The organism is Thermocrinis jamiesonii (genome assembly GCF_000702425.1).
GTDB classification, from domain to species: Bacteria; Aquificota; Aquificia; order Aquificales; family Aquificaceae; genus Thermocrinis; species Thermocrinis jamiesonii.
In genome coordinates this window covers 224,600-245,311 of sequence record NZ_JNIE01000003.1, presented here as the reverse complement: position 1 = coordinate 245,311, position 20,712 = coordinate 224,600, and the positions used below count along the sequence as shown (strand labels likewise).

The window sequence follows — 20,712 nt, the reverse complement described above, 5'->3', positions numbered from 1 at the left end:
AGGAGGAGAAAAATGAAAGTTGTATGCATAGGAGGAGGAACGGGTTTGTCCAATCTTTTGAGGGGGCTCAAAAAAGAAGTTGGAAACCGCATAGAGGACCTCTCCGCTATAGTGACTGTAGCAGACAGTGGTGGAAGTACGGGAAGGCTAAGAAAGGCTTATCACATTCCTGCACCCGGAGACATCAGAAACTGTTTGGTAGCACTATCGGAAAGTGAAGAGATCCTTCAGAAGCTGTTCCAATACAGGTTTAAAGGCGGAGAGTTAGAGGGACACTCCTTTGGAAACCTCTTTTTGGTAGCACTAACCGACATTACAGGCAGTTTTATTTCAGCCATAAATTTGGCTTCTCAGATACTCAGAACTAAGGGGGAGATAATTCCGGCTACTACGGAAGACATTAATCTGTTGGCAGAGTTTTCAAACGGAGAAGTGGTTGAAGGGGAGGAGAGTATAACCGAGTATGGTAAGGCGAGCAAGGCTAAGATAGTTAAAGTTTGGATTGAACCACCTGATGCTAGGGCGCCCATTGACGCCATAGCAAAGGTTCAAGATGCAGATTTAATTATCTTTGGTCCAGGCAGTCTATACACCAGCATAGTCCCCAACTTGCTAATTAGCGATCTGAGGGAGGCAATAGAAAGCTCAAACGCTATAAGGATCTTTATAGTAAATGCTATGACCCAGCCGGGCGAAACGGATGGCTACAGCGCCTATGACCACATAAGAGCCTTTTTGGAAACTACCGGTCTTTCAAGGGTGGATATAGCTATTCTCAACACAAAGATGCCTTCCGATGGGGTTTTAAGAAGATACATAGAACAAGGACAAGAGCCGGTTATACCAGACATAGCAAAAATAGCCAAAGCGGGCATAACTGTATATGCGGAAGATCTGATAGGAGAAAACCAAGATTTTGTAAGACACGATCCAGACAAGCTAACGGATACGATCCTAAGAGCCTATTCTCATGCACTTTCTTGAGTTTAACACCTCTTTGATCCCAGAGGAACAAGCGGAGGTTTTAGTAATAGGCAGTGGCATAGGTGGTCTTGTTTGCGCCTTAACTCTGTGGGAATTAGGACTAAAACCTGTTATCATCACCAGAGGTGTAGGTAATACCTTTTACTCTCAAGGTGGTATAGCCTGTGCAGTAAGTCCTCAAGATAGTCCTTCCCTTCACTTTTTGGACACTCAAAGAGCAGGGAGGGGTCTTTGTAATTCCAGAAGCCTTTGGGTTATGGTGGAAGAAGGTCCTCAGAGGATAATAGACCTCCAAAGGTGGGGTGTGATCTTTGATGAGGACAAAGCCTTAGAGGGAGGTCATTCTGTGCCAAGGGTGCTAAAGGTAAAGGACCATACGGGAAAAGCCATATACACCGCCCTTTGGGAGAGGATAAAAGAAAAAGGTATAAAGGTTGTAGAGGGAGAGCTACAGGAAATATTGGGAGAACAAGCTGTAGAGGGAGCCATTGTTTTGGAAGGAGGAAGGCTAAAGTTTTTTAGGACAAACTTTTTGGTGTTGGCTACAGGTGGAGCAAGCTCTATGTTTCTACACTCTTCCGGACACGTTAAAGGCGATGGAATAGGCATAGCTTTCAGAAAAGGCGTGCCCATAAAAAATCCTGAGTTTGTCCAGTTTCATCCAACAGTCTTGGAAAATTCTTCCTTTCTCATCTCAGAGGCAGTAAGAGGCGAGGGAGCTATTTTGATAGATGACAAAGGCAATAGGTTTGTAGATGAACTTCTGCCAAGGGATCAAGTGGCAAGGGCGATATATTCTAAACTAAAAGAGGGAAGGAAGGTATTCCTTGACCTTAGACCCATAGCAGAAAAAGGGGTGGATATCAAAGAAAGGTTCCCTACCATATACTCTAAGCTTGTGGAAAGCGGTTATGACCCATACAAACAACCCATACCTATCGTTCCCGCAGCACACTATTACATAGGTGGTTTAGAGGTTTCCACTTATGGGCAGACAAGCATTTTTGGCCTTTATGCGGTGGGAGAGTGCAGTTGCACAGGAGTCCACGGCGCCAACAGGCTCGCTTCTAACTCTTTACTTGAGGGCTTAGTCTTTGGCTACAGAACTGCTTATCAGATCTATCATGACAAAAAATATGCAAAAAAGAGCAGAGCCCAATTTAAACACATCGCTTCAGGACACGAAAAGCCCAAATACAGCTTTGAAGACTTAAAAGTTTTAATGTGGGATCACTGCGGTATTGAAAGGGAAGAAGTTTCCTTAGCGGAAGGTATAAAAAAGCTTTTAAATTGGCTAAAGGATTGGAAAAGTTGGGAGAGGACTCCAGAAAGCAGAAGGCTTTTTGACATAGGTCTTGTAGCTCTTGCTACACTAATTGGTGCCCTGCAAAGAAAAGAATCAAGGGGATGCCATTACAGAAAGGACTTTCCTTACCAAAGGGACCAGTTTGAAAGGGATACTATAATAGATTTCTTTGGTTTAAACTTATTGGAATGAAGTTAAGAAAATTGCTAAGAAAAAGCGAGCTGTTGGATGAAAGGTCAGAGGTGCAGGAGCTTTTCAAAGAGTGGCAAGAGATAGACTATGAGTTTAAAACTCAAGAGATCAACAACTGCTTAGTTTTGGAAGTTAGTCTAAATCCAGAAAGCTTTGACGCCTTGATAGGTATTTTTGCAACTAAAGAAGAAGCTATGGGAGCTTTTTTAAGTCTTGCGGAGGAACTGGGATGGGAAAAGGTGCCAGAAAGCTTTGCGTTTTATCATGCCATCTTTGACGGCAATAAAGTTATCGCAGGGATAAAGGTAGATGGTCAGATATATACTTACGACCAGCTTAATTTAGAAGCAATGATCAGACAGTTAGCAAGCAAAGACAGAATAGTGGTGTATTCTATGGATGTTTTAACTTACATAAAGGATATATACCCAGAGGTGGATAGAAAAACCTATTCCATATCCAAAGCTATAGTTCAAAAGGCGATGAACCCACCTGACTTAGACATCTTAGCCAAGCTTTACGGGAAGGAACTAAGATCCATTGAAGACTACCTTAACTTTATTGAAGAGCTAACAAAAGCACCAATAAGGTTGCCAGAAGGGGAAGTTCAACTTCCACCCTTAGACGCACCTACTCAAGCTTGCTGATTAGCTGGAATATCTGCTCTTTTTTGTTGCGATAGCTTGCCCTATTACAAATAAGCCTTGCGGTTGATGGACTTATCTCTTCAAAGATTACTAAATTATTCTCCTTTAAGGTTCTTCCGGTTTGCACCAAATCAACTATGGCATCAGATAAGTTAAGAAGGGGGGCAAGCTCTACAGACCCATTTAGGTGTATTACCTTAGCCTTTATGCCCTTTTCCAAAAAGAAGTTTTTTGTTATCCTTAAATACTTTGTCGCAACTCTTAAACAGGAAGAAGTCCTGTAGTAGTCGTATTTCTCTTGCTTTCCCGCTACAACTAGCCTGCAAAAGCCTATACCAAGGTCAAACAGTTCATACACATCTGGTTCTCTTTCCAACAGCACATCGTAACCCACCACTCCCAAGTCCGCCACACCGTTTTCTACATAAACGGGTACGTCAAAGGGTTTTACCAAAAGAAACTCATAATTTCCAACCTGAATTTGGAGCTTTCTTCCTTCCTCAAAACCTTCTTGGATTATGCCTCTGTTTTTCAAAAATTCAACAGTTTCCCCAAAAAGCCTTCCCTTCGGTAGAGCAATTCTGAGCATATTAGAATTTTATAGAGCTAAAATAGATAATATGCGAATAATGGAATTTTTGAAAGAGAACAAACTCTCCTTAGGAGACAACTTTAGACTACTTCTTGAAAGGCTTGATATGTATGACGAAGGACTGATAAAAAGCGTGGAAAGTAAAATAGGAGAACCTGCCAAGATGTCTAAGTCAAAGGCTAACACTGTGGACCCAGAGTTTGCGGTGCAAAGCTTTGGCGCGGATACCATAAGGCTATACATACTTTTTGCTGGGCCTGTGGAAAAGGATTTTGAATGGACCGACGAAGGAGTTCAAGGAGCCTATAGATTTTTGAAAAGACTTTGGAATTACTTTCACGAAAGGCTTGAAGACATAAAAGGTGTAACCTATTCGAAGGAGGATTTTGCAAATCTCAACGAAAAGGCTAAGCAAATAAGAAGAAAAGTCCATCAGACCCTAAAAAAGTATCTTCAGGATATGGAGGAGCTATCCTTCAATACCGCAATAGCCAGCATTATGGAGTTAGTGAATACCATTCAAGAGTTCAAACCGGAAAAAGAGGAAGACTACAAAGTTTTAAAAGAGGGCTTAGAGATTGTCCTATTTATGCTCTATCCGATCACGCCTCACATATGTGAAGAGTTGTGGAACAGAATGGGTCATGAAAGACTACTCATCCATTATCCATTCCCCGAACCAGACCAAGAAGCTCTCAAAGTGGAGGAAGTGGAAATTCCTGTGCAGATAAACGGAAAACTTAGGGGACACATAAGACTACCCGTCGGAGCGGAAGAGCAAGTTGCAAAGTCTGTAGCAATTGCAAACGAGAAGATAAGAAAACTCATAGAAGGAAAAAGGATAGTAAAGGTTGTTTATGTTAAAGATAAGCTTATAAATTTAGTAGTAAGCGATGGATAGCCTTATCGCTTGGGTTGTGTTTATAGTTAAACTCCTGATCGTCTTGATAATAATTAGCATTCCCCTTCTTTTGATCATAGTTGCTCTCTCAAACTTTCTCTACAAGAAGATAGAGCCTAAGTATGAAGAAATGAGAAGAAAGAGGATGAGAGAGCTGGGAGAAAAGGAACAAGGGGAATAATAGCCTTTACAAAAAACTATGATAAATATCATATAATTTACGCTTGACACTTATTAAGCATATGCTAATTTTTTGATAATGCAAGAAATAAGGAGGTAAAGTATGCGAGTGCTACCTGGACCTGTCGGTTATATGCCTACCCCAGCTGCTTTTGAAGGAGTGGAACTACCTCCGCCAGGTAAAGCTTTGCTTTATGGTGAAATAGTGGACGAAGAAGTCGCTATGAGGGAAGCGGCAAAGGCTTTGCTTACACGCAGAAACCCTACCATATTCCCGGGACCTTTGGTTTTGTGGGGTTGGAACGCATCAGCTATGGAGAAGGCTAAGGCTGTGTTGGAACTTGCTATGGAAATTCCCAATTGCAGAATTATTCCTATGCCAGACTACAGACCAAAGTATCCAAAGATAGACCCAGAGGCGGAAATAAATCCAAATCATCCAAACCTTACCATACTTCACAATAAGATAGAAGTCTGTATATTCGTAGGGGTTCATTGTCATTATGCAAACCTTTCTCTTAGGATGATAAGAGCAGGAACAAATTGCTTTACTATAGCCTTGTGTGCAGAGATGGGACACGAAGACGCAATGGTCTCTCTAAGGGATGTGCATGCAGACGAAATAAGGAAGTTCAAGGATGTGCTTGTGCAAGTAAGAAAGGAGCTTGGTATAGAGTGGGAACCCAAGCTTCCTCCAGAAAATCCATCCCTTCCACCTGAAAAATACGAAACCCTTTCTGCACTAGATTACGGAGAATACTTATACCTTCTTATGCCTAAAAAAGGCGAGACTGTAGAAGAAAGCGAATAAACTTGGAGGTAAAACCATGCCAGAGCAGAGAGTTGTAGATGCAGATTATCTTCTTTTAGAAGCTCCAAGGGAGCGCAAGTTTATAACAGGTGCCCAAGCTATGGCAGAGGCAGTCAAGCGTGCCAACGTAGATATTGCCATAGCCTATCCTATCACTCCCCAATCTGAGGTTATGCACCTTGTAGGAGATCTTTGGGCTCAGGGCTATCTTAGGGATTACTACAGGGCAGAAGAGGAATATGGTGCTATGTCTGCCATAGCGGGTGCGGTAAGAGGTGGTGCAAGGGCTTTTTCTGCTACCTCAGGACCTGGTCTTTTAAGAGGTCTTGAAGCAATTGCTTCTTGGCCAGGGCACAGAATACCTGCGGTGCTTGGTGTGCTAACAAGAGTAGTAAATGCTCCCCTTTCCATACAGCCTGACAACATAGAGATCTCTTACCTTTTGAACTGTGGGATGATAGTTCTGCATGCAGAAAATCAGCAGGATGTTTTTGACTTTACTTTGGCGGGTTTTGTAATATCCGAAAAGGTGGATGTTTATATACCGGTAGCAGTTTGCACCGAAGGATTTTTCGTTACTCACGCAAAGGGTTACGTGAATATGACCCCAGAAGATATGAAGTTACCCCCAAGGGACCCATATAAGGCACCAGTTCCACCCACCGACTGCGAAATACCTCCCGCAAGGATCCAAAGGGATGCGCCAGTTCAGAAGTCTAACTTTATGAGCTATCTAATACACGCGGTGTGGCAACAGGAAGTTTGGGCTTCAAACATAAGGGCTATGAAATACATATACAAGTATCTAGGTGGTCCAATAGAGGTGGTAAATCCTGATGCGGAGGTGTTTATAGTAGCCTCTGGCTGTGCAGCGGCGCAGGGAAGGGAAGCGGTAAGGTATTCGCAGATGGAAGGCCTAAATGTTGGCCTTGTTAAAGTAAAATCCATAAGACCGTTCCCAGAAAAGGAGATAAGGGAAGTACTTAAAAAGGCAAAGGCTGTAATAGTTCCAGAGCACAACATAGTAGGATGGTTAGCCAAAGAAATTAAGGCTACCATTCCAGACAACGATAAGGTTATAGGTGGTCCAAGGGTTTACGGCGGTATGACCTTGCCAGTGGAACTTATCATGGAAAAGGTATATTCCGCCTTTGGCATAAAGAAGGAAAAGAAAGTAGTAGTCTAAAAAACTAAAAAGGAGGTATTATCATGGGTTTGGAATACGTAAGGATCTCTCCAGGCTTTGAGAGATACATGCCCAAAGACTATGTGGATTTAGTCAAATATGGGCAGTTTGGCAAGCAAATAGATGTGCAACAGCTTGGACAGTTCAAAGAGCTTTTAGAAGAGCATCCAATGTGTGCTGGATGCTTCATGGCTTACTTCATAAGGGTCTTTTATGCAGCCTTGCCCAATCCAGAGGATACCATAGTTATAGGCACAGCAGGGTGTGCAAGGCTCGCCCTTTCTCAGGCAGCAGTTCCTTTCATTTATGGAAACTACGGAGACACAAACGCAGTAGCTTCTGGTCTTAAAAGAGCGCTTACCATCAGGTTCCCAGACAAACACAAAGACGTGGTGGTTATAGCAGGAGACGGTGGTCTTATAGACATAGGTTTTGGTATGACCATGCACTCTTGGTTCAGAAAAGAAAAATTCACAACCATAATGGTGGACAATGAAGTTTATGGAAACACCGGAGGTCAAGAGAGTGGAATGTCTCCAAAGGGTGTTCAACTTAAGATGGCGCCAAAAGGTAAACAGTTTGATAAAATAAATGCGGTGGAGCTAGCAAAGGTAGCAGGTTGTGTCTATGTAGCAAAGCTTGCTCCCACAAACCCCAAAAGGATTGCAAAGACAGTAAGAAGAGCTATTCTTGCCGCAAGGCACTTTGGTCCAACCTTCATACACGCATACACTTCTTGCAACATAGAGTATTCCATACCCACAGAAAAAGTTCTTGAAGATGCAAGGAAAAGAGAAAAGCAGGACTTTGCCTTTTACGAGTGGATGACCGACGAAGTCAGAGAATTCTTTGAGGAGATAGAAAGGAAGCCTGAGGAGGTAAAGGCATGAAAAGGTATAACATACGCATAGCAGGTGTTGGTGGGCAGGGGGTCGTCACCTCCGCCCATATTATTGGAAATGCTATGTCTGCGGCAGGAAAGTATGCTACATTGGTTCCCTTCTTTGGCTCTGAAAAGAGAATGGCTCCGGTGGAAGCTTACGTAAGGGTTTCAGATCAGCCCATCTACGAAGTGGGAGAGGTGGTCTATCCAAACGTGATAATGATCTACCATCCTCAGGTTATAACACACGGAAAGTCCTACACCATGCCCTTTTACTCTGGACTTAAGGAAAACGGAACTGTTATAATAAATACAGACGTGGATATAATACCTGAAGAGGATTGGAAAATTCTTGAAGAGCTCAACACTAAGGTTTATATGTTTCCCGCAACAAAGTTAGCCCTAGACATAGCGGGCACAGAACTTGCTACTAACATGGCTATGGTAGGGCTGTTCTTTGGAATAACAAGGCTTGTAGGTTTTGAACATATAGAGCAGGCGGTTAGGGAAAGATTTTTGGGCAATACCTTTGTTGCCTCTGGAGGAACCACAGCCCTTGACAGTGCAATAGAAAAGAAGTTTAAGAAGAAAATGGAACTGCTTGAAAAGAATATGCAGGTCATAAAAGAGGCGTTTAAGATTGCGGAGGAAAAGGGATGGGTAGAGGAAGAAGCTTACACACGATAACATCCATTGGAGGTAGGTTGAGGTATGTATTACGTGGCGGAGGTAAATGAGGCTGAATGTGCAAAGTATAACTGCAAGCAGTGTGTGCTCTTTTGTCCCGAGCCAAACACTCTTATGTATGAAAGTTCTAAGCACACCGCTTGGGTAAATACTTCAAGATGTAAAGGTTGTGCCATATGCGTTTATGTGTGTTCTGACCTTCTAAAGAGAAACTGCATACGGATGGTTATGATGACTTCGGGAGACTAAAGCATGGAAGAGCAGTTGAAGAAAAAGTTTGAACAGTTGGCTGAGGAAGTGGAAAAAAACATGGCAAATCCTGATGTGGATCTGGAAGTGTGCTTTGATGAATCCTGTGGGATTCCTTACCTAATCGTTAGATACGTAGTTGAAGAGCACAGCGTGCATGAAAAGAGAATAGACATAGACAAGGAATACTGGGAAAAAGACGTAAAGGACCTTGCCAACTTCGTAACCTTTCAGATTGAGCAATTTTTGGAGGAGATAGACTCGGTAGAATACGGTGGAGAATGATGATCCCCGCCTTTGTAATAACAGGTTTTTTGGGAAGTGGAAAAACCACACTGCTTTTAAACTCCGCAAGGAAGCATTTCAAAGATAAAAAGGTAGCGGTTATAGTAAATGAGTTTGGAGAAGTTGGCGTAGATGGCAAAGTGCTTGAAAATGTATATTCAAGCGTGGTAGAACTGCCGGAAGGGTGTATATGCTGTACTTTGCATGCAGAGTTTGAAAAAGCTTTATCGGAAATAAGGGAAAAGTATAGCCCGGAGGTTATTTTGGTGGAAACTTCTGGATCCGCTGAGCCCTTTCCTGTAGCCTTCAGTCTCAAAAGCTTAGGATGCTCTTTGGAAGCCATAATCTGCGTAATAGACGCTAAAAACTTTCACAAATACAAACAGGACCATACAGCCCTTTATCAGATCGGTGGATCCAACGTGGTGGTTATAAACAAAGTGGATCTTGTTTCTCAGGAAGAGCTTCAAAATTTGGAAGAAGAAGTTAGAAGTATTTGGGAAACTTACGCACTAAGAAATACTTTTACCGGAGAGAAAGTTTACAGTAGGCTTAGCATTTATAAGACCGCTTATGGCATACTTCCGGAGGAATTTTTCGCAGGATCCTACTCTTTGAACGATCTACTTGAAATTTCACAAGGTGATCATCACCACCATTCATACTACCAAAGCGTGCAATACTACGAAGAGCCTATTGAATACGAAGAACTACAAAGGATGTTCAAAGAGCTACCTGAGGAAGTTGTAAGGGCAAAGGGAATAATTAGGATAAAGCACGCACCCTATCCTGTGCTTGTAAATTACAGCTTTGGATACTTTGACTTTGGAAATGAGCTTCCCAATTACAAAGGTAAAAGTTTTTTAGTATTCATATCAAAAACTCCCGCACCCATTCGTATGAAGTTGTAGGATCATGAGCTTAGAGCTTGTGCTTCAGAACATACTCAACCCTCCCATACTGTTTTTCTTTTTGGGTATGCTTGCGGTTTTTGTAAAGTCTGACCTTGATATTCCACAACCTTTACCTAAGTTCTTCTCTCTCTTCCTTTTAATATCCATAGGTTTGCAGGGTGGTTATAAGATAGCCCAAAGCAGTCTAAGTCTTTATGTTTTATTGGTTCTACTTTCTGCCGTGTTTATGGCAGTGGCGGTTCCAATATACGGCTTTTTCATACTTAGGTTAAAGCTTGATGTGTATAATGCCGCTGCGATAGCGGCTACCTATGGCTCTATAAGTGCGGTTACCTTTATAACAGGTGGAGCCTTTCTTAACTCTTTGGGAGAAAGTTATGGTGGATACATGGTGGCGGCAATGGCTCTTATGGAGTCACCAGCCATAATAGTGGGTTTATTGCTTGTTTCTTTGCTTGCTAAAAATCAAAATGGCGAAGAAAGGGCAAACTGGAAGGAAATATTCAAAGAAGCATTCTTTAATGGTTCAGTTTTCTTGCTTATGGGCTCCTTTTTTGTGGGCATTCTTGTAGGAGAAAAGGGTTGGAAAAGTATGGAACCCTTTTTTGGAAACCTTTTTAAACCTATGTTAGCTTTCTTTCTGCTTGACATGGGGATAGTAGCCGCAAGGCAGATGGGCACGATAAAGAAAGTAGGTAGATTTTTAGTAGCCTTTGGTATTCTTTTTCCTATTTTCAACGCAGCAGTTGCGATATTACTGGCAAAGCTTTTAGGGTTTTCTAAAGGAGATGCCTTTATGTTTTCTTTGCTATGTGCAAGTGCATCCTATATAGCGGTGCCCGCAGCAATGAGACTTTCTCTTCCAGAAGCAAACCCAAGTTTTTATGTTACCATGAGCTTAGCCTTAACTTTCCCCTTTAACATTACCATAGGTATTCCTTTATACTATCAATTGATTAGCCTTATATGGGGGTAAGGTATGATTGCACAAAAGAAAGTAGAGATTGTGGTAAACAAGCCTTACCTGAAGAGAATTTTGGAATTTTTGGAAAGTAAAGGTGTGAAAGGTTACACGGTTATAGAGGATGCCCTTGGGCTTGGTGAAAGAGGATTGATGAGGGGGGATGAGATCACAGATACTTTTAAAAACAGCTATATCTTTACTGTTTGCGAAGAGAAAATAGCGGAAGAGATAGCCAAAGACATTGTCCCTTATCTGAAAAAATACGGTGGAGTGTGCTTAATTTCAGATGTGCTTTATGTAAAACACTAAGGGTTTTCCTTAAAACCTTCTACCATTCTGCACTCGCCATTGTAGATCGCTCCCTTCTCCACATAAAGCTCGGAAACTTCAAGGTTACCCAAAACCTTAGAACCATTCTTGAGCTCTACACTTCTTGCCTTTATATTTCCCGAAATCTCTCCGTATGCGATTAAACTATCCACGCTTATATCTCCCTTCACACTTCCGCTTTCCCCTATTATGACACAGCCATTGCCGTTAATATTTCCCACAACTTTCCCGTCTATTCGTGTAATCCCCTCTGGGACTGTAATGTTGCCTTCAAAAATCGTTCCTGCACTTATCAGAGTTTTAATTTCCTGACTTACACTCGGTTCCTTTTTTTTACCGCCAAACATTTCAAACTACCTTCCAACTATTTTAAAACCAGAAAACTTGAAGGGTTCAAATGCTTTCCGTTTAGCCTAACCTTGTAATGAAGATGGGGTCCTGTGCTTCTGCCTGTAGAGCCAACCCTTCCCAAAACCTGACCAGCTTTAACCTCTTGACCTGGCTTTACCTCAATCTTTGATAAATGGGCATACAGGGTGGTATAGCCCGAAGAATGTTTTAGTATAACTGTATTTCCGTATTCCCCATACCATCCTACAAAATCCACTACACCGTCTGCGGTCGCCCTAACCTTTTGCACCCATAGGAGCTTCTATGTCAATGCCAGTGTGAAACTCGTACCCTTTTCCAAAAGGATTCTTTCTCCAGCCTAAGGTTGATGTTATTCTTCCATAAACAGGATAGCCTAAGGGTATGCTTCTGATATCTGAAAGTATCTGCTTAGCTCTACTTTCAAGAAACTCTATATGTGAAATATCCAGGTGGGATGACCCTTGATAACTTGGTCCACCCAATCCACCAGAAACTTTGATATTTGTAATACCTCTCTGGGATAGATAGGACTCTATTTCTATCAGGCGGGTTTCTAAAGATTTTAGCTTTTGGGCTAATAGGCGTTTTTCCTCACCGAGTTTTTGTTTCTTCTGGGATATTTTCCTGTTTTCTTCCTCAAGCTTCTTTACTTGAGCTTCCAGATAAAGCTTCTCGAAAAGTAAGGATAAGCCAAAGATGTAAGCCATTAAGGACGAAAAAAGAAGCATGCCAAGGAGAATAAAAAGGGCTTTCAGGTAAGCTTTGCGAATTCTAATAGTCTTGGGAGGCTCCCCCTCGTGTTGAACTAAAATTATGCTTATATATTCCCTCATTTTCTACCCCCCTAAGGTAATCTGAGACTATATAATACCATATCCCATGTGTATTCCTAAGGTTTTAACTGTGGCAGGGTCCGATAGTGGAGGTGGAGCAGGTATTCAGGCAGATTTGAAGACTTTTACCGCCCTTGGTGTTTTTGGAATGAGCGCCATTACTTCCATCACCGTTCAAAACACAGTTGGAGTTTTTGGGGTGTGGGATTTGCCACCTGAGGTTGTCTATGCGCAGATAAAGGTGGTGGTAGAGGACATAGGTGTGGATGTGGTAAAAACAGGTATGCTTTCTCATAGCGCAATAGTGGAAGCAGTAGCAAAGGCTATAAAGGACTTTAACATCCAAAAGTTGGTTGTGGATCCAGTTATGCGGGCAAAGTCTGGCGATCCGCTTTTGAAAAGTTCCGACGAATTGGCTCTCAAAGAGCTTCTCATACCTTTAGCCACCATCATTACCCCAAACATACCAGAAGCAGAAGCCCTTACGGGTATAAAGATAAAGACCGTAGAAGATATGGAGCAGGCATGTAAAGCACTCTACTCTCTTGGGACAAAGGCAGTTCTTGTTAAAGGCGGTCATATGGAAGGGGATAGACTGGTGGATGTTCTTTATGACGGTTCAGGCTTTGAGTATTTAATTTACGAAAGGATAAATACAAAAAACACACATGGCACCGGTTGCACCTTAGCTTCTGCAATCGCAAGCTATTTAGCAAAAGGTTTAGAGCTTAAAGAAGCGGTAAAGAAGGCTCGGGATTACGTGCAAGGAGCTATAAAGCACTCTCTTAGCATCGGAAAGGGCCACGGGCCTTTGAATCACATGTGGCTGTTCTATCCTTCTTTGTAGGCGGTGATTTCCACCTCAATCATCGCTCCAAGTGGTAGGTTGCTAACTTCTACAGTGCTTCTTGCTGGTTTAACTTTAACTTCTTTGAAGATCTTCTCGTAGATGTCGTTTAACTCCTTAAACTTTGAAAGGTCCTTTAGATACACCACAACCCTAACCACATCCTCCCAAGAGTATCCTGCTTGCTCAAGGATTGCACCTATGTTTTCAAAAACCTGTTTTGCTTGCTCCTGAAAGTTTTCCTTTAACCTGCCCGTGCTTGGCTCTATGCCTATCTGTCCTGAAAGAAACAGGAAATTCCCTACCCTTACCGCTTGGGAGTAAGGACCCACTGGCTTTGGTGCCCTATCCGTAAAAACCTCTGTCTTCATGCATACACCTCAAGGTAGAGTTTGGCTATCTCCTTTGCTAAGTTGTTCATCCTGCGTATATACCTTGCCCTTTCCTGCACGGATATTACACCCCTTGCATCCAGTAGGTTAAAGGTGTGGGAACATTTGAGGAGGTAGTCATATGCGGGAAGAACTAACCGCTCTTGGAGTAGCCTTTTTACCTCTCCTTCGTATAGCTCGTAGAGATTAAAAAGAAGATTGGGATCCGACTTTTCAAAGTTATACACGCTCCACTCGTATTCTGCTTTTTTAAACACATCTCCGTAGGTAAGCCACTGATTCCACTTTATGTCATAAACGCTATCCACACCCTGAAGATACATGGCGATACGCTCCAGTCCATAGGTTATCTCCACGGAGATTTCTTCAAGATCTATCCCACCAGCCTGCTGAAAGTAAGTAAATTGAGTTATTTCCATACCGTCAAGCCAAACCTCCCATCCCAAGCCCCAGGCACCTAAGGTGGGAGATTCCCAATCGTCCTCCACAAACCTTATATCGTGCTCCTTTGGGTCAATGCCCAAGGCTTGTAAGCTTTCAAGGTAAAGATCTTGCGGATTGTCTGGTGCAGGCTTTAGTATTACTTGAAACTGAAAGTAGTGCTGAAGCCTATTGGGATTTTCTCCGTATCTTCCATCCTTTGGCCTTCTGGAAGGTTCCACATAAGCCACATTCCAAGGCTTAGGTCCAAGCACTTTTAAAAAGGTAGCGGGATTCATCGTCCCAGCACCCGTTTCTATGTCATAAGGTTGCCAAACTGCGCATCCTTTTTCAGCCCAAAAGCGCTGTAAGTTTATGATGATGTCTTGGAAAAACATAAGAAAAATTATAGCAATCTATCAAAGAGAACTGTCAAAAAGTATGCTATGCTCACATAGCCATTGACAGTAAAAAAAGCCTTGTTTATCTTTGAAAGGTCATTCTCTTTTACAAGGGAATGCTCGTAGAAAAGAAAAGCTCCAAGAAGGAGCATACCAAGAACGTAAATAAAACCCAGAAAATCTACAAAAAAGATCAAACTAAAAAGGAACAGAAAAGTTATAGAGTGGAAGGCTCGCGATATTTTTATTGCCTTTCCAAGCCCGAACTTGACTGGTATGGACTTAAGACCAAAGCTTTTGTCAAACTCATAATCCTGAAGGGAGTAGAGAACGTCAAAGCCTGCAACCCAAAAACCCATTCCCACTCCGAGCACAAGAGCGGTCTTAGATATACTTTCGTTTAAGGCAATATCAACCGCCACAGGTATGAGAAAATAGACCACGCCCAACACAAGATGGGGGTAGTAGGTTATTCTCTTTGCGTAAGGATAAAGCCAAAGGAGAAACACAACCAAAGGGGCAAGGAAAAAGGTATGCAAGTTTATCATCGCAGAGGAAAGAAGGAATAAGGCTCCTGACAAAATTGCCAATCTTTTTATGCTTTCTTCCGAAATGATTCCTTTAGCGTGTATCCAATCTTTTGTGCGTGGGTTTTGCTTATCTATGGGAAGGTCTATTAGTCTGTTTAGGGACATTCCCAAGGTCCTTGCGGATACAAAAGCTAAGAGTATCCAGAAGAGTTTCCAAAGGGAGGGAAAACTATCCACCAGCAAGACCACGGAAGATAGCAAAAAAGGCAGAGCAAAAATCGTGTGCTCAAACTTTGTAAGCTCTGCGTAAGCTTTTAGGTTCATATGTCAAATATTACCTCTGCCAAAAACTCTTCACCAACTTTTTCTACCCTTAGCCTGTGGTAGGTGGCTGCCTTTATAACCAGTTTGGAGGGATGGAAACTTGGGTCGTAATCTCCACCTGAAAGTATGACTCTGACACCGTTTTCTTTTAGCTCCACCAGATCACACCCGCTGGCTACAAACTTCTCTTTTTCGTGCAAAACCAAAGCTTTGTTTATGGTGTCCGCTAAAAGATAGGGCAGTTCTCCAAAAACTTCCAACTCTACCTTTTTTGATGGTTGAACACTTTCTATGTCCGTTATCTCGTTGAAGGTAGCAAGGATTGCTTTGCAGAAAAGCTCCTCTAAGCTTTTTGCCCTAACCCTTATACCAGTATCTGCGGTTATATCTTCTATAAGCTCGTAAAAACTCATCTATATCTCCAAAACGTCAAGCATGGTGTAAAACCCTGGCGGTTTGTCCTTTATCCACAGACAAGCCTCCAAAGTTCCCCTGGCGAATATGTCCCTTGACGTAGCCCGATGGGTAAGCTCTATCCTCTCTCCAAAGCCTATGAGGTAAAGGGTATGCTCCCCTACCACATCTCCACCTCGCAAAGACATAACCCCTATTTCATCCCCTCTTGGATCTATACCTTCCCTTCCAAACTTGCCCACTTGGGATGGATCTTTATCCAGAGCTTGAGCAGACACCTCAAGTAGTTTTAAAGCTGTTCCACTCGGAGCATCCTTTTTGAATCTGTGATGGATTTCTAAGATCTCCACGTCAAAGTTTTTGTCCCTTAGGGCTTTTACTGCTATCTGTGCGAGCCTAAAAAGAAGATTTACACCTAAGCTCATGTTTGGAGATAAAAGTATGGGGGCTAAGTTGGAAAGTTCTTTTAATTCTTCCACCTGCTGTTGGGAAAAGCCCGTGGTCCCTATAACCACTGGTTTGCGTGCGTAGGCAGAAAGTTTGGCATGGGCTAAAGCAGCAGTTGGACTCCCAGTAAAATCCACCACCACATCACCCAAGGGAAGGGCTTCTTCTAACCTTGAGGTTAGCACTCTACCTTTGAACTCTTCCATTCCTACAGCTTTTCCAAGGTCTTGGTCTCTCAAACAATCTGGATGTTCTACTCCAGCAGTCACTTCCAAGTTGTTGTATTCAAGCGAGAGTCTTAAGATCGCCCTTCCCATCCTCCCAAGGGCTCCGCAAAGGATAACTTTTGTCATTCCTCCTCTCCAAAGATCAAATCTTCAAGCTCTTCCACTGCATCCTCCGCTTGGTCCGGTGGAACTACAGATGGATAAATAGCTACCTGAACTCCCTCAGTAAAGAGCATCCTTTGGATTATTTCCTGCAGTTTTTCAAGCTCCTCCGGAGTTACATCATCCCTTATGCTCTCTTCTACGGGCTTGGAGGTTAAAAAAAAGCCTACCAAAGCAAAGGGGACTGCATAAGTTCTTTCTTCCATGACACTCTCCTCTAAGTTTTAGAGAAACATATTAACACACTTTAATCTCTGTTAAGCTTGTGAAAAACTCCAAAAGTTCTTCCCAGCTTTTTTGCCCCAGATCTCCCTCCGCCTTGGACCTGACGGAGACTAACCTGTTTTCCACCTCTCTGTCTCCCACTATGAGCAAGTAAGGTATCTTTGAAAGCTCCGCATCCCTTACCTTAGCAGAAAGCCTTTCGTTCCTTTCGTCTATTTCTACCCTAAATTTGTGGGACCTTAGAAATTCTAAAAGCTCTTTTGCGTAGGTTACATGCTTAGAGGATATAGGGATTATTCTTGCCTGCACTGGGGCCAGCCAGAAGGGCAGTAGCCCGGCGTAGTGTTCTAACAGTATGCCCGTAAATCTTTCTATGGAACCAAAGATTGCCCTGTGGATCATATAAGGTCTGTGTCTTCTGTTGTCTGGACCTACATACTCCATGTCAAAGCGCTCTGGCAGGTTAAAGTCAAACTGGATGGTGGAACACTGCCAAAATCTACCTATGGCATCCTTTATCTTTATGTCTATCTTTGGACCATAAAAAGCTCCTCCACCTTCGTCTATCTCGTAACTCAGCTTCAGACTCTCCACCGCTTTCTTAAGGGCACTTTCTGCCTTTTCCCACTGCTCTTGGGAACCTATGGCTTCGGGTGGTCTGGTGGAGATATAGACTTTAAAGTCTTCAAAGCCAAATACCTTTAGCATCCAGATGGCAAAGTCCAAGGTTTCGTGTATTACATCGTCCACCTGCTCGGGCGTGCATATAATGTGGGCGTCATCTTGGGTAAAACCTCTGACTCTCATAAGTCCGTGCAAAACTCCGGATAATTCGTATCTATAGACTGTGCCAAGCTCTGCCAGCTTTAAAGGTAATTCCTTGTAGCTTCTTAGCTTACTTTTGTACACTGCAACATGAAAGGGACAGTTCATGGGTTTGACAAAATACTCCTCTTTTTCCATTTCCATGGGTGGATACATGTTCTGTCTGTAATACTCAAGGTGTCCGCTTGTTTGCCAAAGGTGTGCCTTACCTACATGTGGGGTGTATATGAGCTGATAGCCTCTTTTTAAATGTTCTTCTTTCCAAAAGTCTTCCAGAATTTTTCTGTAAATACCACCCTTCGGAAGCCATATTACCAATCCTCCTCCTATATCCTCGTCTATGAGAAACAGCTCAAGCTCTGCACCGAGTTTTCTGTGGTCCCTTCTTTTTACCTCCTCGTAAAACCTTAGCCTTTCTTCCAACTCCTCTTGGCTCCAGTAGGCTATGCCGTATATTCTTTGGAGCATGGGTTTGGATGGGTCTCCTTGCCAGTAGGCACCCGCTATGTGGGTAAGCTTAAAAGCTCCTACCATTCCCGTATGGGGCACATGAGGTCCCCTACAAAGATCCACAAAATCCCCCTGTTCATAAATGGATATTATGTCTTGCGCATCTATCCTTCGGATAATATCAAGCTTGTAGTGTTCATTTAAGCTTTCAAAAAGTTTTATTGCCTCTTCCCTTTCAAGCTCCCTCCTAACAATAGGAAGGTTTCTTTTTATTATATCTTTCATCTTCTCCTCTATCTTAGGAAGGTCCTCCTCTTTTATCCTGACGCCTTCCACCTCTACGTCATAGTAAAAGCCTTCCTCTGTGGTAGGACCTACGCCAAGATGGACTACCTTTTTACCGTATATCTCCTTAATAGCTTGCGCCATTATATGAGAAAGGCTATGCCTCATTATTTCAAGACTTTCTGGATCCTTTTGATATATGGGGGCTATGTGTCCATTCTCTCTTATAGGTGTTTGCAAATCCAGTATTTTTCCGTTTAGTTTGGCACCGAGGGCATCTCTCACTCCTACCCTTTCAAAAAATTGTCTTACCGTAGTTCCCTCTTCTACATTGTACTCAACTCCATTAAAAACCACTTTGAACATGGCTAAAAATTATAATCCGTATGCTCTATAAAGCACCTCTATAGGATGAAGTGGTTTCTTTCCAGTGCCTAACTCAATTTGATTGCTTGCCAGCGGACAATCTGATACCACAATGTCTGCCTCTGAGCTTTTTATGTCCTCAAACAGCTTAGAGCCTACCTTGTATGCCATATCAAAGGTCTGTTTCTTTACACCAAAGGTTCCGTCGTGTCCAGAGCATCTCTCAATGAGCTTTACTTTTGTGTTGGGGATAAGCCTCATCAATGCTACAGCCCTGTATCCTACATTTAGGGACTTTAGATGGCAAGGAATATGGTATGCAATGCTTCCCATGGAGACCTTGAAATCTTTGTTGAACTTACCTTTTTCGTGAAGCTTCCAAAGGTATTCGTGCACATCAAAGACCTTTTCGGAAACTCTCTTAGCCTCCGGATCATCCGGCAGAAGAAGAGGATACTCATACTTTATCTGCAGGGCGCAGGTGGGAACCGGCACGATGATGTCATACCCAGCATCTACGTATGACTTTAGCACTTGGACGTTATGTTTTGCTTTAGCAATAGAAGCGTCTATGTCCCCCACATCAAAGAAAGGTATGCCACAGCACTGAACTTCTGGAATTTCAACCCAAAGGTCGTTTTTTTCAAGCACCCTAAGGAGAGCTATGCCCTTTTCCAAGTAGTTGTAGTTAAAAAGACAGGTGGGAAAGACTACTACCTTACCGTTTTCCCCCTTCACAGGATTTCTGTTCTTTTTATACCAGTCTATCAGAGTTTGAGAGTTTATAGGTGGAAGCTTTGCTCTCCTATCTATACCCATAAAGTTTTCTAAAATTACCCTAACAGGTTTTATGTTGTTGACCGTATTAACTATTGGTGCGAAGGGAACGGATAGTTTGCCCACTAAGTCTGTGTTAACCAAAAACCTGTCTGTGAGTTTGGCGCCTTTGGTTTTGAACTTCCAAACTTTGTATCTTAAAGAAAGGTGCGGAAAGTCTATTTTCCATTCGTGTGGTGGAGTATAAGGACACTTGAAATAACATTGCTTACAATGAAAGCAAAGTTCTAAGGGAAGAGCCAATTCCTCCTTGCTAAGCTTACTTAGGTCATCATCGTGTTTATCGACCGCATCAAAAAGTGCTGGAAAAGAAGGACAGTAGGTTACGCACATCCTACAGTCTTTGCACTTGGAATAAACCCTTTTTGCCTCTTCCCAAAGGGCATTTTCGTCCAAAAACTTCGGATCCTTGATGTTAAACTCAAAGTCCTTTGTTCCACCAATAGCTAACTCCATTTGTCTAACCTCCAATCTTTATAAATGCTATTATATGCAAATGATTTTCAATAGTCAAGGGAAATTGGAATTAGAAGTAGCAAATTTAGTTATAATTATTTTTTAGGAGGATCTTTGAATGCTATTAAACTTGGAAATTAGAAGCCAACTTAGAGATCTGTTTGAAAAGGAGCTTGAAAACGAGGTAAAGGTCAAACTGTTTAGTTTAGCTATAGGTTGTGATACGTGTCAGACTGCAGAGGAACTTTTAAAAGAGGTGGAAAGTTTATCTTCTAATAAATTAAAACTTGAGATTTACTCGCCGGTTATAGACAAAAACATAGCTGAGATCTACAAGATAGAGCGGGTGCCCACATTAGTCATAGAAGGAGATAAAGACTATGGTATAAGATACATAGGACTTCCTGCAGGTCTTGAATTTTCCACGCTTATAAACGGAATTGTTCAAGTTTCCAAGAGAAAGCCAAAGCTGAGCGACAGGACCATAGAGATCCTCCAAACCATAGACTTGCCTATGGAGATCATGGTCTTTGTAACTACCACCTGTGGATTCTGTCCTTCTGCAGCTATAACCGCTATGAACTTTGCAATAGCTAGCGATTACGTAAGTGCAATCATCGTGGATGCAGGAGAAAACATGGATCTTGCAGAAAGGTATCAAGTTGTAGGTGTGCCGAAAATAGTTATAAACAAAGGGCTGGTGGAGTTTGTAGGAGCTCAGCCAGAGAATGCCTTTTTGGGATACTTGGTCTCTGCCTACGAAAAACTAAAGAAAACTAACAATTAGG

28 protein-coding genes are annotated in these 20,712 nt (G+C 42.4%); 16 read left to right on the top strand and 12 right to left on the bottom strand.

Annotated elements, in window-relative coordinates:
- Window positions 1-12: 12 nt before the first annotated feature.
- Genes K217_RS0103975 through K217_RS0103965 form a run of 3 tightly spaced genes read left to right on the top strand, consistent with a single transcriptional unit; the run spans window position 13 to window position 3,129 of the window.
- Entirely contained in the window at window positions 13-984 is a 972-nt protein-coding gene (locus K217_RS0103975) for a gluconeogenesis factor YvcK family protein (RefSeq protein ID WP_029551841.1), read from the top strand.
- Complete coding sequence (locus K217_RS0103970; protein ID WP_029551840.1) at window positions 971-2,482, top strand: L-aspartate oxidase; 1,512 nt, start codon at window positions 971-973, stop codon at window positions 2,480-2,482. Before K217_RS0103975 ends, K217_RS0103970 begins: the two co-directional genes overlap by 14 nt.
- Window positions 2,479-3,129: a hypothetical protein gene (locus K217_RS0103965; protein WP_029551839.1), complete on the top strand. Its 651-nt coding sequence runs from the start codon at window positions 2,479-2,481 to the stop codon at window positions 3,127-3,129. Before K217_RS0103970 ends, K217_RS0103965 begins: the two co-directional genes overlap by 4 nt.
- On the opposite strand, the gene hisG is transcribed toward K217_RS0103965, so the two are convergent.
- Entirely contained in the window at window positions 3,113-3,718 is a 606-nt protein-coding gene (gene hisG / locus K217_RS0103960) for an ATP phosphoribosyltransferase (RefSeq protein ID WP_029551838.1), read from the bottom strand. The two genes, K217_RS0103965 and hisG, sit on opposite strands and share 17 nt — an antisense overlap.
- A 31-nt stretch (window positions 3,719-3,749) precedes the next feature.
- Here hisG and K217_RS0103955 point away from each other — a divergent pair, with 31 nt between their 5' ends.
- The 11 genes from K217_RS0103955 (at window position 3,750) to K217_RS0103910 (ending at window position 11,090) form a co-directional block, all read left to right on the top strand.
- On the top strand, window positions 3,750-4,622 hold the full coding sequence (locus K217_RS0103955) for a class I tRNA ligase family protein (protein ID WP_029551837.1): 873 nt from the start codon (window positions 3,750-3,752) through the stop codon (window positions 4,620-4,622).
- On the top strand, window positions 4,615-4,803 hold the full coding sequence (locus K217_RS0103950) for a hypothetical protein (RefSeq protein ID WP_029551836.1): 189 nt from the start codon (window positions 4,615-4,617) through the stop codon (window positions 4,801-4,803). Before K217_RS0103955 ends, K217_RS0103950 begins: the two co-directional genes overlap by 8 nt.
- A 102-nt stretch (window positions 4,804-4,905) precedes the next feature.
- Complete coding sequence (locus tag K217_RS0103945) at window positions 4,906-5,613, top strand: carbon monoxide dehydrogenase beta subunit family protein (RefSeq protein WP_029551835.1); 708 nt, start codon at window positions 4,906-4,908, stop codon at window positions 5,611-5,613.
- A gap of 16 nt (window positions 5,614-5,629) precedes the next feature.
- Window positions 5,630-6,799 (top strand): transketolase C-terminal domain-containing protein, encoded by a 1,170-nt coding sequence (locus K217_RS0103940; protein WP_029551834.1) that lies wholly within the window; start codon window positions 5,630-5,632, stop codon window positions 6,797-6,799.
- A gap of 23 nt (window positions 6,800-6,822) precedes the next feature.
- Window positions 6,823-7,689 (top strand): thiamine pyrophosphate-dependent enzyme, encoded by an 867-nt coding sequence (locus tag K217_RS0103935; protein WP_029551833.1) that lies wholly within the window; start codon window positions 6,823-6,825, stop codon window positions 7,687-7,689.
- Entirely contained in the window at window positions 7,686-8,369 is a 684-nt protein-coding gene (locus tag K217_RS0103930) for a 2-oxoacid:ferredoxin oxidoreductase subunit gamma family protein (RefSeq protein ID WP_029551832.1), read from the top strand. Before K217_RS0103935 ends, K217_RS0103930 begins: the two co-directional genes overlap by 4 nt.
- Window positions 8,370-8,393: 24 nt before the next feature.
- Complete coding sequence (locus K217_RS07625) at window positions 8,394-8,618, top strand: ferredoxin oxidoreductase (RefSeq protein WP_081820027.1); 225 nt, start codon at window positions 8,394-8,396, stop codon at window positions 8,616-8,618.
- 3 nt (window positions 8,619-8,621) lie between these two features.
- Window positions 8,622-8,903 (top strand): hypothetical protein, encoded by a 282-nt coding sequence (locus K217_RS0103925; RefSeq protein ID WP_029551831.1) that lies wholly within the window; start codon window positions 8,622-8,624, stop codon window positions 8,901-8,903.
- Window positions 8,900-9,814 (top strand): CobW family GTP-binding protein, encoded by a 915-nt coding sequence (locus tag K217_RS0103920; RefSeq protein ID WP_338065578.1) that lies wholly within the window; start codon window positions 8,900-8,902, stop codon window positions 9,812-9,814. The genes K217_RS0103925 and K217_RS0103920 overlap by 4 nt, the downstream gene beginning before the upstream one ends.
- 4 nt (window positions 9,815-9,818) lie before the next feature.
- Window positions 9,819-10,793, top strand: coding sequence for a sodium-dependent bicarbonate transport family permease (locus K217_RS0103915; RefSeq protein ID WP_029551829.1), 975 nt, complete (start codon window positions 9,819-9,821; stop codon window positions 10,791-10,793).
- 3 nt (window positions 10,794-10,796) lie between these two features.
- Window positions 10,797-11,090, top strand: coding sequence for a P-II family nitrogen regulator (locus K217_RS0103910; protein ID WP_029551828.1), 294 nt, complete (start codon window positions 10,797-10,799; stop codon window positions 11,088-11,090).
- On the opposite strand, the gene K217_RS0103905 is transcribed toward K217_RS0103910, so the two are convergent.
- From K217_RS0103905 to K217_RS07470, 3 genes are read right to left on the bottom strand one after another with little or no spacing between them, the layout of a single operon-like run.
- Window positions 11,087-11,458 carry a bactofilin family protein gene (locus K217_RS0103905; RefSeq protein WP_052178072.1) on the bottom strand — a complete coding sequence of 124 codons (372 nt, stop codon included), beginning with the start codon at window positions 11,456-11,458 and terminating at the stop codon, window positions 11,087-11,089. The two genes, K217_RS0103910 and K217_RS0103905, sit on opposite strands and share 4 nt — an antisense overlap.
- A 17-nt stretch (window positions 11,459-11,475) precedes the next feature.
- Window positions 11,476-11,751 (bottom strand): peptidoglycan DD-metalloendopeptidase family protein, encoded by a 276-nt coding sequence (locus K217_RS07730; protein WP_155991118.1) that lies wholly within the window; start codon window positions 11,749-11,751, stop codon window positions 11,476-11,478.
- Window positions 11,738-12,316, bottom strand: a complete 579-nt coding sequence (locus tag K217_RS07470) for a M23 family metallopeptidase (RefSeq protein ID WP_155991117.1) — start codon at window positions 12,314-12,316, stop codon at window positions 11,738-11,740. Before K217_RS07470 ends, K217_RS07730 begins: the two co-directional genes overlap by 14 nt.
- 46 nt (window positions 12,317-12,362) lie before the next feature.
- On the opposite strand from K217_RS07470, the gene thiD reads away from it, so the two are divergent.
- A complete protein-coding gene (gene thiD / locus K217_RS0103895; RefSeq protein WP_029551826.1) occupies window positions 12,363-13,163 on the top strand; it encodes a bifunctional hydroxymethylpyrimidine kinase/phosphomethylpyrimidine kinase in 801 nt (266 codons plus the stop codon).
- Here the strand turns inward: thiD and K217_RS0103890 are convergent.
- Genes K217_RS0103890 through K217_RS0103855 form a run of 8 tightly spaced genes read right to left on the bottom strand, consistent with a single transcriptional unit; the run spans window position 13,148 to window position 19,924 of the window.
- Window positions 13,148-13,534, bottom strand: coding sequence for a RidA family protein (locus K217_RS0103890; protein WP_029551825.1), 387 nt, complete (start codon window positions 13,532-13,534; stop codon window positions 13,148-13,150). The genes thiD and K217_RS0103890 overlap by 16 nt on opposite strands.
- A complete protein-coding gene (locus tag K217_RS0103885) occupies window positions 13,531-14,373 on the bottom strand; it encodes a glycine--tRNA ligase subunit alpha (protein ID WP_029551824.1) in 843 nt (280 codons plus the stop codon). The genes K217_RS0103890 and K217_RS0103885 overlap by 4 nt, the downstream gene beginning before the upstream one ends.
- A gap of 8 nt (window positions 14,374-14,381) precedes the next feature.
- Window positions 14,382-15,230 carry a UbiA-like polyprenyltransferase gene (locus K217_RS0103880; protein WP_029551823.1) on the bottom strand — a complete coding sequence of 283 codons (849 nt, stop codon included), beginning with the start codon at window positions 15,228-15,230 and terminating at the stop codon, window positions 14,382-14,384.
- Entirely contained in the window at window positions 15,227-15,643 is a 417-nt protein-coding gene (locus K217_RS0103875) for an archease (protein WP_029551822.1), read from the bottom strand. The genes K217_RS0103880 and K217_RS0103875 overlap by 4 nt, the downstream gene beginning before the upstream one ends.
- Window positions 15,644-16,444, bottom strand: coding sequence for a 4-hydroxy-tetrahydrodipicolinate reductase (gene dapB / locus K217_RS0103870; RefSeq protein ID WP_029551821.1), 801 nt, complete (start codon window positions 16,442-16,444; stop codon window positions 15,644-15,646).
- Window positions 16,441-16,686, bottom strand: a complete 246-nt coding sequence (locus tag K217_RS0103865; protein ID WP_029551820.1) for a hypothetical protein — start codon at window positions 16,684-16,686, stop codon at window positions 16,441-16,443. Before K217_RS0103865 ends, dapB begins: the two co-directional genes overlap by 4 nt.
- A gap of 31 nt (window positions 16,687-16,717) precedes the next feature.
- Window positions 16,718-18,631, bottom strand: a complete 1,914-nt coding sequence (thrS, locus tag K217_RS0103860) for a threonine--tRNA ligase (protein ID WP_029551819.1) — start codon at window positions 18,629-18,631, stop codon at window positions 16,718-16,720.
- A gap of 9 nt (window positions 18,632-18,640) precedes the next feature.
- The gene (locus K217_RS0103855) at window positions 18,641-19,924 is read right to left on the bottom strand and encodes an anaerobic glycerol-3-phosphate dehydrogenase subunit C (protein ID WP_029551818.1); all 1,284 of its coding nucleotides are present in this window, start codon (window positions 19,922-19,924) and stop codon (window positions 18,641-18,643) included.
- Window positions 19,925-20,042: 118 nt separating this feature from the next.
- Here K217_RS0103855 and pdo point away from each other — a divergent pair, with 118 nt between their 5' ends.
- The gene (gene pdo / locus K217_RS0103850) at window positions 20,043-20,711 is read left to right on the top strand and encodes a protein disulfide oxidoreductase (protein WP_029551817.1); all 669 of its coding nucleotides are present in this window, start codon (window positions 20,043-20,045) and stop codon (window positions 20,709-20,711) included.
- Window position 20,712: the final 1 nt, after the last annotated feature.